At 73.2% G+C, this 12,715-nt stretch carries 12 protein-coding genes; 6 read left to right on the forward strand and 6 right to left on the reverse strand.

Annotated elements, in window-relative coordinates; all coding sequences use genetic code 11:
* The first annotated feature begins 22 nt into the window (after window positions 1–22).
* A complete protein-coding gene (sucD, locus tag AC069R_RS10870; RefSeq protein ID WP_037655968.1) occupies window positions 23–907 on the forward strand; it encodes a succinate--CoA ligase subunit alpha in 885 nt (294 codons plus the stop codon).
* Window positions 908–1,125: 218 nt separating this feature from the next.
* Here sucD and AC069R_RS10875 read toward each other — a convergent pair whose 3' ends face one another.
* Window positions 1,126–2,187, reverse strand: coding sequence for a sigma factor-like helix-turn-helix DNA-binding protein (locus AC069R_RS10875; RefSeq protein WP_478766307.1), 1,062 nt, complete (start codon window positions 2,185–2,187; stop codon window positions 1,126–1,128).
* A 110-nt stretch (window positions 2,188–2,297) separates the two neighbouring features.
* Here AC069R_RS10875 and AC069R_RS10880 point away from each other — a divergent pair, with 110 nt between their 5' ends.
* The gene (locus AC069R_RS10880; protein ID WP_478766543.1) at window positions 2,298–4,097 is read left to right on the forward strand and encodes a cell division protein PerM; all 1,800 of its coding nucleotides are present in this window, start codon (window positions 2,298–2,300) and stop codon (window positions 4,095–4,097) included.
* Window positions 4,098–4,110: 13 nt separating this feature from the next.
* Here the strand turns inward: AC069R_RS10880 and AC069R_RS10885 are convergent, their stop codons facing one another.
* Window positions 4,111–4,971, reverse strand: coding sequence for a hypothetical protein (locus AC069R_RS10885; protein ID WP_478766309.1), 861 nt, complete (start codon window positions 4,969–4,971; stop codon window positions 4,111–4,113).
* Window positions 4,972–5,252: 281 nt separating this feature from the next.
* Here AC069R_RS10885 and purN point away from each other — a divergent pair, with 281 nt between their 5' ends.
* Window positions 5,253–5,882, forward strand: coding sequence for a phosphoribosylglycinamide formyltransferase (gene purN / locus AC069R_RS10890; protein ID WP_478766545.1), 630 nt, complete (start codon window positions 5,253–5,255; stop codon window positions 5,880–5,882).
* The gene (gene purH / locus AC069R_RS10895) at window positions 5,879–7,441 is read left to right on the forward strand and encodes a bifunctional phosphoribosylaminoimidazolecarboxamide formyltransferase/IMP cyclohydrolase (protein ID WP_478766310.1); all 1,563 of its coding nucleotides are present in this window, start codon (window positions 5,879–5,881) and stop codon (window positions 7,439–7,441) included. The genes purN and purH overlap by 4 nt, the downstream gene beginning before the upstream one ends.
* 73 nt (window positions 7,442–7,514) lie before the next feature.
* Here the strand turns inward: purH and AC069R_RS10900 are convergent, their stop codons facing one another.
* From AC069R_RS10900 to AC069R_RS10915, 4 genes are all read right to left on the reverse strand, one after another.
* Window positions 7,515–7,988: a hypothetical protein gene (locus tag AC069R_RS10900; RefSeq protein WP_478766312.1), complete on the reverse strand. Its 474-nt coding sequence runs from the start codon at window positions 7,986–7,988 to the stop codon at window positions 7,515–7,517.
* Between the two features lie 138 nt (window positions 7,989–8,126).
* Complete coding sequence (locus AC069R_RS10905; protein ID WP_478766313.1) at window positions 8,127–9,638, reverse strand: protein kinase domain-containing protein; 1,512 nt, start codon at window positions 9,636–9,638, stop codon at window positions 8,127–8,129.
* Window positions 9,635–10,390 (reverse strand): FHA domain-containing protein, encoded by a 756-nt coding sequence (locus AC069R_RS10910; RefSeq protein ID WP_478766315.1) that lies wholly within the window; start codon window positions 10,388–10,390, stop codon window positions 9,635–9,637. Before AC069R_RS10910 ends, AC069R_RS10905 begins: the two co-directional genes overlap by 4 nt.
* A gap of 166 nt (window positions 10,391–10,556) precedes the next feature.
* Complete coding sequence (locus tag AC069R_RS10915; protein WP_397984415.1) at window positions 10,557–11,081, reverse strand: hypothetical protein; 525 nt, start codon at window positions 11,079–11,081, stop codon at window positions 10,557–10,559.
* Window positions 11,082–11,370: 289 nt separating this feature from the next.
* Here AC069R_RS10915 and AC069R_RS10920 point away from each other — a divergent pair, with 289 nt between their 5' ends.
* Both AC069R_RS10920 and AC069R_RS10925 read left to right on the forward strand, forming a co-directional pair.
* Window positions 11,371–12,225, forward strand: coding sequence for a bifunctional methylenetetrahydrofolate dehydrogenase/methenyltetrahydrofolate cyclohydrolase (locus tag AC069R_RS10920; RefSeq protein WP_397984414.1), 855 nt, complete (start codon window positions 11,371–11,373; stop codon window positions 12,223–12,225).
* On the forward strand, window positions 12,215–12,685 hold the full coding sequence (locus tag AC069R_RS10925) for a DUF3017 domain-containing protein (protein WP_478766317.1): 471 nt from the start codon (window positions 12,215–12,217) through the stop codon (window positions 12,683–12,685). Before AC069R_RS10920 ends, AC069R_RS10925 begins: the two co-directional genes overlap by 11 nt.
* Window positions 12,686–12,715 lie beyond the last annotated feature (30 nt).

Genomic DNA, 12,715 nt, shown 5'->3' on the forward strand with positions numbered 1-12,715 from the left:
AGGACGAGGACACCGACACACCATGGCTATCTGGCTCAACAAGGACAGCAAGGTCATCGTCCAGGGCATGACCGGCGCCACCGGCATGAAGCACACCAAGCTCATGCTCGGTGACGGCACGAACGTCGTGGGCGGCGTGAACCCGCGCAAGGCGGGTCAGACCGTGGACTTCGACGGCACCGAGGTACCCGTCTTCGGCACCGTCAAGGAGGCCATCGAGAAGACCGGCGCCAACGTCTCCGTCATCTTCGTGCCGGAGAAGTTCACGAAGGACGCGGTCGTCGAGGCCATCGACGCCGAGATCGAGCTGGCCGTCGTGATCACCGAGGGCATCGCCGTGCACGACTCGGCGTCGTTCTGGGCGTACGCCGGCAAGAAGGGCAACAAGACCCGGATCATCGGCCCGAACTGCCCCGGCATCATCACGCCGGGCCAGTCGAACGTCGGCATCATTCCGGGCGACATCACCAAGCCGGGCCGCATCGGTCTGGTCTCGAAGTCCGGCACGCTGACGTACCAGATGATGTACGAGCTGCGGGACATCGGCTTCTCGACCGCCGTCGGCATCGGTGGCGACCCGATCATCGGCACCACGCACATCGACGCGCTCGCGGCGTTCCAGGAGGACCCCGAGACCGAGCTCATCGTGATGATCGGTGAGATCGGTGGTGACGCGGAGGAGCGTGCCGCCGCGTTCATCAAGGAGAACGTGACGAAGCCGGTCGTCGGTTACGTCGCGGGCTTCACCGCGCCGGAGGGCAAGACCATGGGTCACGCCGGTGCGATCGTCTCCGGTTCCTCCGGTACCGCGCAGGCGAAGAAGGAGGCCCTGGAGGCGGCGGGCGTCAAGGTCGGCAAGACCCCGACCGAGACGGCGAAGCTCGCCCGCGAGATCCTGGGCGCATGAGACCTCCGGCAGAGCCGCGCTTTTCGATGAGCGTGAGCTTCTGACCTGAACGCCGGTAGGCCCGTCCCTTTCCTGGGGCGGGCCTACCGGCGTTTGCACTCCACGCTGGTGGGCGCCCCGTAAGGGGCGCGGGGAACTGCGCGAACGACCACCGACGACCCGGACGGGCCCGCAGTCGGCGGACGGGCCGCACGGGCGTTACGGCGGACGACCGGAGGTCACCGTGGCGTCGGTTCGATGCGTTCGCTGCCCGACGACGCCTCCCGGCGGAGCTTCGACCGCAGGGCCAGTTCCTCGGGGGACAGCGGGCCCATCGGGACCGCGCGGGGGACGCCCTCGACGGCTCGGGCGGGGGCGATCGGGGGCTCGTAGTGGGTCGGCGCCGTCCGCAGCGTGAGCGCCGTCGCGCCGATGATCGTCACCGTGAAGGCGATGGCCGCGCGGGTCCAGAAGACGTTGCGGCGTTCGCCGAGGGTGCGCACCGTCGGCGGGCGGGACGCGCGCAGGCGTTCGCGGGAGGACAGCTCCGTCAGCCGGCGGTGCAGCAGCGCCGTGTCCGCCAGCTCCGGGACCCGTGCCGCCATCGCCTCCCGCGCGTGCGTCAGCCGGTTCGCCGCCGCCGGTGTGCTGGCCTCCGTCTCCGCCGCCGTCTCCGGGAGGTCGAGCCCGACGCCGTCGTACAGCACGAGCGTGCGCCGGTACGACGGCGGCAGCGTGAGGAGCGCGTTCAGTAGATCCCGGTCGGCCGGATCCGCGGGCGGCGGCTCCGGCTGCCGGTAGCAGGGGCGGAACCGGTGCCAGGGCGAGAGCGCGCAGTCGTACGCCACCGCCCGCACCCACCCGGCCGGGTCCCGGTCCCTGGCCACCTCGGGCCAGCGCTGCCAGGCCAGCTGGAAGGCGCGCTCCACCGCCTCGCGGGCCAGTTCGCGGCGCCCGCACAGCAGATAGGTCTGGCGGACGAGGGCAGGGGCGCAGAAGGCGTAGAGCGCGTCGAAGGCCTGAGCGGGCGTCAGCGGCTCGGGTCCGCCGGGGTCCGGCTTCCCGGACGGTTCGTCAGGGGCCGCCGACCGGGTGATCGCGCCGAGGAACTCGGTGTACGCCCGCCCCTCGGCACCGGCCGGCGCCCGGCGCCCGGACTCCCACGCGCGCACCGTGGCGCGGGCCACGCCGAGGCGTCTGGCCAGCTGAGCCTGGGTCAGGGAGCGGGTCTGGCGCAGGCGTCGGCGTTCCCGCGGCGGTGGCAACGGCCCGGCGGGGATCTGCGTGCTCGTGCTCACCATGCACCCTTTCGTACGATAAGTGACATAAACATATATTGAGCGACACTACGGTGCTTCACCTGTTACGCCGGGAAAGCGCGTGTCGTTGGGACCATGGCCGGGTGACCCAGATGACCGCGCGCCGACCGTCGCTCACCCCCCTGTCCACCCGGCTGCGCGACCGTTCGCCCGGACTGTCCGCGAGCCTGCTGAACGGCGTGGTCGCGGCCGGACTCGGCCTCGGCGCGCTCACCGTGCTGGTCCTGGGCCTGTGGATCAGCTCGCCGTACCCCGACAGCGGGCCGGGCGGTGCGCTGCACATCGCCGCCGCGCTGTGGCTGCTCGCCCACGGCGTCGAACTGGTCCGCACCGACACCCTCTCGGGCGCGCCCCTCCCGGTGGGCGTCACCCCGTTGCTGCTGCTCGCGCTGCCCGCGTGGCTGCTGTACCGGGCGGGCCGGTACGCCACGGACGCCTCCGCCGAGCCCGACGGACCGCCACCCGTGCCCGTGCGCACGGCCTGGCTCGGCGTGGTCCTCGGCTACCTCGCCGTCGGCATCGCGGTCGCCCTGTACTGCTCCGGCGGTGAACTCCGGCCCTCCTGGGGCTGGTTGACGGTCTCCTTCCCGCTCGTCGCGGCGGCCGGGGCGGGCGCCGGGGTGTGGTCGGCACACGGCTGCCCGCCCGCGCCGCTGCTGGTCGTGCTGAAGGCGGTGCCGGGTCCGGTACGGCGGGTGGTGTTCGGCACCGACGCGCGGGTGCGGGTGGCCACGGCGGTACGGGCCGCCGGTGCCTCGACCGCGGTGCTGGCCGGGGGCGGGGCGCTGCTCGTCGCCGCCTCGACGGTGTGGCACGGGGACGCGGCGCGGGCGTCGTTCGTCCAGCTGACGGACGGGTGGACGGGCCGGTTCGCGGTGCTGCTGCTCGGTATGGCGCTGGTCCCCAACGCAGCGGTGTGGGCGGCCTCCTACGCCCTCGGCACCGGCTTCGTGCTCGGCGCCGGGCACCCGGTGCATCCGCTCGCCTCCGACCCGGCGCCGCTGCTGCCGCCGTTCCCGCTGCTCGCGGCGGTCCCGGACGCGGGCCCCGGCACCCGGCTGAACTGGGCGGCCGCGCTGGTGCCGGTGGCGGCGGGGGTGGTGGCCGGGTGGTTCGTGGCCCGCGGCGCGGTACGACGCCCAGGGCGGGGGGAGCCGCCCCGGATGCGCTGGTCGGCAGCCCGTACCGCCGGTGTCACCCTGCTGACGGCAGCGGTCTGCGCCCTTCTGCTGGCCCTCCTCGCCGGTCTCTCCGGTGGCGCCCTGGGCGTCGACGCGCTCTCCCGCTTCGGGCCCCTGTGGTGGCAGACGGGCCCGGCTGCGGGCGCCTGGACCGCGCTGCTCGGCATGCCGACGGCTCTCGTCGTACGGGCATGGCGGCTGCGGGGCGCCGGGATCCCGAAGGCGGCGCCGGGCGCACAGAAGCCGACGGGTTCGCGGAAGCCAACGGGCTCGCAGGACCCCAAGTCCCCGGAGAAAGCGAAGGATTCAGGGAAGGCGAAGGACTCCGGAAAGGTGAAGGACTCCGGGAAGGCCGGCGGCAGAGCCAAGCGCGAGGACGACCGCCGGGACGAGGACGCCTACGACATCCTCCCCGCCGAGCCTCCGGCGGAACTCCGCGTCGAACTGCCCGCCGGCTTCCGCCCCGAGCGGCCCGCAGCCGCGCCGCCCACCACGGAGATCCCGGAAACCCCGGCAACCCCGAAGACCGCCGGAACCACAGAACCCGCCGGAACCACAGAACCCCCCGAAACCCAGCCCACCGCCGAGCCCCAGCCCACCCCCGAGCCCCAACCCACCGCCGAGACCGAGGAACCCCCCGGAACCCCCGAGACTCCCGGAACCCCCGGAACCCACGAGACAACCCCCGAGACGCCCCCCGAAACCCCCTGACCCCGCCCCCGCGCTACTCGTTGCCCGCCCCCAGCACGCTCCGCAGCTGCTCCGGCAGCAGCGTCTGGCACGACTGCTTCGCCTCGTGCGTGAGCGCGTCGTTCACACAGGTGAAGTAGTCGCGGTAGACGAACTGGACCGTGAACGTGGAGGCGACCAGCACCAGGGCCAGGGACGCCGTGACCAGGCCGCCGACGGCCGCCGTCGTCTGGGGCCGGCCGGGGGCCGGGGCCGCCGGCTTGGCCGGATCGGGGGTACGGGGCTTGGCGCGCAGGGAGCTGATGCCCCAGTACAGCGCCAGCGCGCCCAGCAGCAGCGAGACGTACGGCCAGCTGAACAGGGCGAAGAAGATGGCCCACATCCCGGACAGCAGCGCGTACCGCGCCCGGCGCTGGACCGGGTCCGTGGGGTCCCAGCGCATGCCCGCGCCGGGTCCGCCCTGACCGCTGCGACCCCCCTGCCCGCTGGGGCCGCCGGGGCCGCCCTGGGGGCCCGCGCCGGGACGCTCGCCGAAGCCGCCGGGGGACCGTCCGGGCTGCCGGTCGCTCCACTGGCTGCCCCAGGGACCGCCGCCGTGACCGCCCTGGCCGCCACCCGCACCCGGCTGACCGGAGACACCGCCCGGATGCCGCGGCTGCCACGGCCGGTCCGGCGCGCCCTCCGGCGGCGGCGCGAACGGATTGTCCTGCTCGCCCTCACCGCCGCGGCCACCGCTCCCGGACTCGCCGCCCTGCCCCGCACCGGAGCCCTGCGTCCCGCCCCGCGGAGCGTCGGGCGGCGTCGAGGGCCGCTCGCGCAGCAGCACTCCGGCGCGCTCCCCTCCCCGGGCCGGAGCTGGCGGGAACGCGCGGAGTCGCAGGCTGCGGACGGGCATCAAAAGAGCGTCTTCCCCTAGATCAACACGGCTGGTCGTCGTGAGCTTCCACCTTGTCAACGCGTCGCACGACGACCGCGTTCCCGTGGCTGCTCCTGTCGATTCCCCCCGAACGCTACCTCCCGGCCACGCACCCGTCCCGTGGGGGCCGTCCGGGGTGCCGGTATCGTTGCTGGCGGTCGGCCGCTTCGTAGACTTCCCCGTATCGCGGGGCGCGAAGCATTCGTATGACCATACAAACCGCCGACGGCACAGACCGCTTCGTGAGAAAGGGCCCCACCGTGGCCGCCAACCCCGTGGCCAAGCGCCTCGTCGTGCTGGTCTCCGGATCCGGCACCAACCTCCAGGCGCTCCTGGACGAGATCGAGCGCACCGGAGCCGAGGCGTACGGCGCGCGGATCGTCGCCGTCGGGGCCGACCGCGACGGCATCGAGGGGCTCGCCCGCGCCGAGCGGGCCGGGCTGCCGACGTTCGTGTGCAAGGTGAAGGACCACGCGAGCCGCGCGGAGTGGGACGCCGCCCTGGCCGCGGTGGTCGCGGCGTACGAGCCCGATCTCGTGGTCTCCGCCGGGTTCATGAAGGTCGTGGGCAAGGAGTTCCTCGCGCGCTTCGGCGGGCGGTTCGTCAACACCCACCCGGCCCTGCTGCCCAGTTTTCCCGGCGCCCACGGCGTCCGCGACGCGCTCGCGTACGGCGTCCGGGTCACCGGCTGCACCGTCCACTTCGTCGACGACGGCGTCGACACCGGTCCGATCATCGCGCAGGGCGTGGTGGAGGTCCGGGACGAGGACGACGAGAGCGCGCTGCACGAGCGCATCAAGGAAGTCGAGCGAAGGCTGCTCGTCGAGGTCGTGGGCCGGCTCGCCCGGCACGGCTATCGCATCGAGGGACGAAAGGTAGTTATCCAGTGACCGCCGAGAGCAACAAGCGGCCCCTTCGCAGGGCGCTCGTCAGCGTCTACGACAAGACCGGCCTGGAAGAGCTGGCGCGCGGGCTGCACGAGGCCGGTGTCGAGCTGGTGTCGACCGGTTCCACGGCCTCCCGCATCGCCGCCGCCGGCGTCCCGGTCACCAAGGTCGAGGAGCTGACCGGCTTCCCCGAGTGCCTGGACGGCCGGGTCAAGACCCTGCACCCGAAGGTGCACGCCGGCATCCTCGCCGACCTGCGCCTGGAGAGCCACCGCGCGCAGCTCGCCGAGCTGGGTGTGGCCCCGTTCGACCTGGTCGTGGTGAACCTCTACCCGTTCCGCGAGACCGTCGCCTCCGGCGCCTCGGCCGACGAGTGCGTGGAGCAGATCGACATCGGCGGCCCCTCGATGGTCCGCGCCGCCGCCAAGAACCACCCCTCGGTCGCCGTCGTGACCAGCCCCGACCGGTACGCCGACGTCCTCGCGGCCGTCCGGGACGGCGGGTTCGACCTGGCTGCCCGCAAGCGGCTGGCCGCCGAGGCGTTCAAGCACACCGCCGCCTACGACGTGGCCGTCGCCTCCTGGTTCGCCGCCGACTACGCCCCCGCGGACGACTCGTCCTTCCCGGACTTCGCCGGTGCCACCTGGGAGCGCAAGAACACCCTGCGCTACGGCGAGAACCCGCACCAGGGCGCGGCGCTGTACGTGGACGGCACGGGCGGTCTGGCCGAGGCGGAGCAGCTGCACGGCAAGGAGATGTCGTACAACAACTACACGGACACGGACGCCGCGCGCCGTGCCGCGTACGACCACGACGAGCCCTGCGTCGCGATCATCAAGCACGCCAACCCCTGCGGCATCGCGGTCGGCGCGGACGTCGCCGAGGCGCACCGCAAGGCGCACGCCTGCGACCCGCTGTCCGCGTTCGGCGGCGTCATCGCCGTGAACCGGCCGGTCAGCAGGGAGATGGCCGAGCAGGTCGCGGAGATCTTCACCGAGGTCATCGTCGCCCCGGACTACGAGGAGGGGGCGCTCGAAGCCCTCACCAAGAAGAAGAACATCCGGGTGCTGAAGGCGGCGGGCGCGCCGGGCAACCAGGTCGAGGCCAAGCCGGTGGACGGCGGTCTGCTGCTCCAGGTCACCGACCGGCTCCAGGCCGAGGGCGACGACCCCGCCAACTGGACGCTGGCCAGCGGCGAGGCGCTGTCCGCCGAGGAGCTGAAGGACCTCGCCTTCGCCTGGAAGGCGTGCCGCGCGGTCAAGTCCAACGCGATCCTGCTCGCCAAGGACGGCGCCTCGGTCGGCGTCGGCATGGGCCAGGTCAACCGCGTCGACTCCTGCAAGCTCGCGGTCGAGCGGGCCGGCGAGGAGCGGGCCCGCGGTTCCTACGCGGCCTCCGACGCCTTCTTCCCCTTCCCCGACGGCCCGCAGATCCTGATCGACGCCGGTGTCCGCGCGATCGTCCAGCCCGGCGGCTCCGTCCGCGACGAACTGGCCGTCGAGGCGGCCCGGAAGGCGGGCGTGACCATGTACTTCACGGGCACGCGGCACTTCTTCCACTGAGCACGTCAAGCGGGCGTACGGCGGCCTCCGGCCCTCCCCCGAGGGGGCCGGAGGCCGCCGCGTCTCTCTCCGGTCAGCAGGGACGCAGGGAGTAGACCGGGTCCCAGGTGGCGGTGCCGGCCTGGTAGGCGGTCGAGGTCCAGCGGACGCTGCCGTCCTGGTTGAAGAACCGGGCGACCGTGCCGGGCGTCTGGTTGTTGGTGAACGGGCCGTCACCGGTCCAGTTGCTCACCGTCCACGTCTGGCACTTGTAGAAGTCGAACGTGGTGCCCCTGACGACCATGCAGAGGTGGCCGTACGCGCAGGCCAGGTCCTTGGCGGCGAGCCTGCCCGCGGGGGCCTTCGTGAGGGTGAGGCCGTCGTAGCGGACCCGGTCCTTCGTCACCTCCAGCGCGGCCGGGTGGCCCGGCAGCAGCTGGTCGGCGGTGCGCTCGACGGCGGTGACGCGGGTGCCGTCCGGGGCGGCGGAGGCGGTGGCCGCGGCCGTGGAGCCGGCGAGCAGGGCGGTGGCCGCGACGAGCAGCGCGGCGGGCTTGGCGATCTTCACTGTTCCCCCATGTGAACGATTCACTGTTCCCTCGTGTGAACGAGGGGGGTGGTCGCTCCGCCGTGGCGGAGTGGTTCCACCGTCCCAGCCGGGCCGCCGGGCCGGTACCTCGGAGGTCTCAGGGTGTGTACCGCGGTCTCAGGGTGTGTACTGCGCGAGGTAGCGGGCGACCTCGGCGCAGTAGGCGCGGTAACGCGCCGGGATACCGCCCGTGGCGTTGACCGTCTTGTACGACGTCCGGTACCCGGCCGCGTCCAGCACCCGCCGGTCACCGGGCAGCTCCGCCTTCAGATGGGCGTCGATGTAGCAGAGATAGCGCCCCATGGCCGGGATGGACACGGCCGGGGTCAGCGGGGGCGTGGGGGTCGCGGCGGCGGGGATGCCGTCGTCCCGCATCCACCAGCGCAGCACGGACGGGGTCCAGCGGGCGATGCCGTACTCCTGGGTGCCCGGATCGGCGAGGTCCGCGTCGAAGCCGCTCTCGGCCTTCAGCATGGCCGCGATCAGCGCGGGGCTGACGTCCGGGCGGGGGCAGCCCTGGGCGGCGTCCACGATCAGCCGCCGGTAGCGCACCGGAACGCCCCGGTCGGTGCGGAGTTCGGCGGCGCCGTAGCGGCCCAGGGCCTTGTCGTCACCGGCGTGCCGCTGGTCGAGGCCGTACCCGAGGAGGGCGGCGAGGACGGTGGCCGCGAGGGTCAGGGCGGCCGTACGGCGACGGCGGCCCGCGCGCGAGAGGCGGGGCAGCCGGGGTGCGCTTCCGGTGCCCGCGGCGGCCGTGACCCGGCGCAGCAGCACCTCGGTGCCGATCCGCCCCGCGTGCGTACGGGCCAGGCAGTTCCGCACGATCTCCCGCCAGGCGTCCGGGAGTTCGGTCGCGAGGCGCAGTTCCTCGGTGCCGCGCGCATAGGCGACGGCGGCGTCCCGGCGGGCCGACGGGGTGCCGCCGGGCAGCGGGAAGGAGCCGGTGAGCAGGAGGTGCGCGAGGACGCCGAAGGCCCAGATGTCGGCCGACGGGCGGATCGGCCGGCCGCGTTCGCCGATCTCCGCCCACAGCAGCTCGGGCGGGGTGTAGTCGGGGGTGGAGAAGGCGGGCGTGTAGCCGTGGGTGCCCTCCAGTTCGGCGGCCATGTTGAAGTCGGCGAGCCGCGCCGAACCGTCCGCCATCAGCAGCACGTTGGCCGGTTTGAGGTCTCCGTGCACCCAGCCCGCCCGGTGCAACTGGGCGAGTCCTTCGGCGATCTGGGCCAGCAGTGCGGGCCCGGCGGGCGGCCGGGGCGTGGCGGCGAGCAGCGCGGACAGGGAGCCCTCCGCGCGTTCCAGGACGAGGACGGTGGCGCCGTCGAGGGCGGGGCGTCCGGGGTCGTCGACGACGAGGGTCTCGTACATCCGGATCAGGCGCGGTCGCCGCAGCCGGCGTAACAACTCCACCTCCCTTTCCACGAGTTCGCGCAGATGGGCGAGGTGGCGGGGGGTGCCGGTGCCGGTGGGCAGGAACTTCAGGGCGGCGGTGCCGGGGAGCCGTTCGTCCGGCCCGCCGAGCCGGCGGGCCGCGTACACGCTGCCGAAGGCGCCCGTCGCGAGCGGTTCGCGGACCTCCCAGGTGCCGACCCGGTAGCCCCTGGGGACCGGCACGGCGTACGGCTCGGTCACCGCGCGGACCCGGTGGCGGTTCCGGATCCGGTGCCGGAGAGCACCACCAGGTCGTCCTCGCGCACCAGGTCGAAGCGGAGCGCCAGCGAGACCAGGGACTCCTTCTTGCCGTTCAGACGCGGGCCCGGATCCACCGTGTCCGGGCCGGGTTTGAGCCGCAGCTTCACCGCGAGGTAGTCGATGTTCCACTGCACCGAGGCGCGCGAGGCGGCCGGCCAGGCGGGGGCGAGCCGGGCCACGACCTGGTCGACGGTGGGCAGCGGGGCGTGCGGATCACCGCGCAGCCGGGGCTCGCACAGGGCGGCCAGCACCGCGAAGTAGCGCTTGGTGCGGTCCACGGAGAAGGCCGGGGCGGTGGTGTCGCCGTCCGCCCCGCAGCCGTCGCGCAGATAGTCGTGGCGCGGCGCCCACACCTCGACGGCGAGCAGGTCGCCGCCCGCGGGCAGCACGATCCGGGAGAACTCGAAGGGCACCGGCGCCTCCAGCCGGCCCGGCCCCACCTTGATGTGCTCGCCCGCGCCCTCCGGGTTCTCCACGACGTACGTCTGGTGCGCGGACAGGTTGCTCAGCGTCCAGAACGCGCCCTGGGCGGCGAGTTCCCCGGCACGGCGCGAGACGCCTTCGTGCGGGATCGGCAGATCGTTGCCGGGCGCCCGCCCGAAGCGGAGGCGCTCGCCGGGGGCGAGGCGGATCTGGCCGCGTCGCTGCCGGTCCTCCGTGGTCGGCGGAGGTACGACGATGATGCTGTACAAGGTGCGTCTCCCCGTGCCCGACGGCTTCTCCCAGACCCGACGGCTTCTCTCAGAGTAGGGCGACGCACCGGGGCCGTGTCTCCCCCCGGAAGGGTGAGACACGGCCCCGGATGATGAATGGCGCGAATCGCTCCGCGGCGCCCGCGGTGTCCGGGCGCCCGCGGACTCAGTAGCGCGGCCGGCCGAACCAGGCCTTGCCGTCGGCGCTGCCGACGAAGCAGGCGATCAGGATGCCGAGCACGATGTGGAAGATGCCCACGATAACGAGGAACGGGTAGACGCCGAGCACCGCGGTCAGGATGCCGAAGACCAGCGTGGTGACCCGCAGGTTGTTGCCGCCGGAGCCGAACTTCGCGGCCAGGACGGCCGCCCACACCAGCCAGGCGAGCGCGAGCACCGTGAACGCCCACAGCGCGCCCACCGGGTAGTCGGACAGCCCCGGTATCGAGTTGTCGTGCTTGGCCTTGTTGACGGCCACGGCGAAGAAGGCGAAGAGGGCCACGCCGATGACCTGGAGGCCGACGATCACCCACAGCATCACGCGGGCCGCGTTGACCTTGCCGGGCATGGTGGTCATCGGGGCGGCGGCGTACGACTGCTGGACCGGCGGCGCGGCCGGGTAGCCGTAGCCGGGCTGCTGCGGCTGCCCCTGCGGGGTGCCGTAGGGGTTGTTCGGGTCGCCGTAGCTCATGGCTGGTGTTTCCTCCGTCGTGTCGAGCGAGTGCGGGGACGAGGCGCGGCACTGCACGGAGGAGAGTTTCTACAGATGCGGTCCGTCCCCCCGATGAGCTGCCCGCTGCACTGTGCTGTTCATCGTTCTTGACCGGATAGTGACTTGTCCAGCCGGAATCCCCGACGTTGTGCAAGTGCAACATCGGTGATCACCCGGACCCGCCCGCGGACCCTGGCGGGAACCCCGGTGCGGCCCCGGTGCGGCCCCGGATTGGAACCTCGGGGCGGTCATCCTGGAGGATGGGGGTATGACCGCCCAGATTCTCGATGGCAAGGCCACCGCAGCCGCGATCAAGTCCGATCTGACCGCCCGCGTGGCGGCGCTGAAGGAGAAGGGCGTCACGCCCGGCCTCGGCACGATCCTGGTCGGGGAGGACCCCGGCAGCCGCAAGTACGTCGCGGGCAAGCACCGCGACTGCGCCGAGGTGGGCCTCGCCTCCATCCAGCGGGAGTTGCCGGCCACGGCCACCCAGGAGGAGATCGAGGCGGTCGTCCGCGAGCTGAACGAGGACCCGGCCTGCACCGGCTACATCGTCCAGCTGCCGCTGCCCAAGGGCATCGACGAGAACCGCATCCTGGAGCTGATGGACCCGGCCAAGGACGCGGACGGCCTGCACCCGATGAACCTGGGCCGCCTGGTCCTCAACGAGCCGGCTCCGCTGCCCTGCACCCCCAACGGCATCCTCACCCTGCTGCGCCGCTACGGCGTGGAGATCAAGGGCGCCGAGGTCGTGGTCGTCGGCCGGGGCGTCACCATCGGGCGCCCGATGCCGCTGCTGCTCACCCGCCGCAGCGAGAACGCCACCGTCACCCAGTGCCACACCGGCACCCGCGATCTGTCCGCCCACCTCAAGCGGGCCGACATCGTGATCGCGGCGGCCGGCTCCCCGCACCTGATCCGCGCCGAGGACATCAAGCCGGGCGCGGCCGTCCTCGACGTGGGCGTCTCGCGCAACGCCGAGGGCCGGATCGTCGGCGATGTCCACCCGGACGTGGCAGGCGTGGCCGGTTTCATCTCCCCCAACCCCGGCGGTGTCGGCCCGATGACGCGGGCCCAGCTGCTGGTCAACGTGGTCGAGGCGGCGGAGCGCAGTGCCGGCTGAGGACACGCGGGACGGCGAGGAGACCGTCCGCGACGCGATCAGCGCCCCCGACGCCGAGGGGCGCCCGCGGCGGGTCACCCGCCGCTTCCCGCTGTTCACCAGGGACACCGCGCGGCCCGAGGGCGGCGGCCGGGCCGCGTCCGGCGACGCCCCCGCGCCCGCTAGGCAGTGGCCCCTGCTGGTGGTGCTGGGCACGGTCGCGCTCGGCCTGCTGCTGACCGCGTTCGACGCGTTCCGCGTGGGCACCGTGCTGATCGGCGCCGCGCTGCTGGCCGGCGCGGTGCTGCGCTGGATGCTGCCCGGCGTCGGCATGCTCGCGGTCCGCTCCCGCTTCACCGACATCAGCACCTACGGCATCCTCGGCCTGGCGATCGTCCTGCTGGCCCTGATGGCCCAGCCGCATCCCCTGCTGGAGATCCCGTTCCTGAGCAACACACTGCACTTCACGATGACCAAATAGGGCCGGTGGTACGGCGGTTCGCCCCCACCC

The organism is Streptomyces sp. NPDC043952 (genome assembly GCF_056435325.1).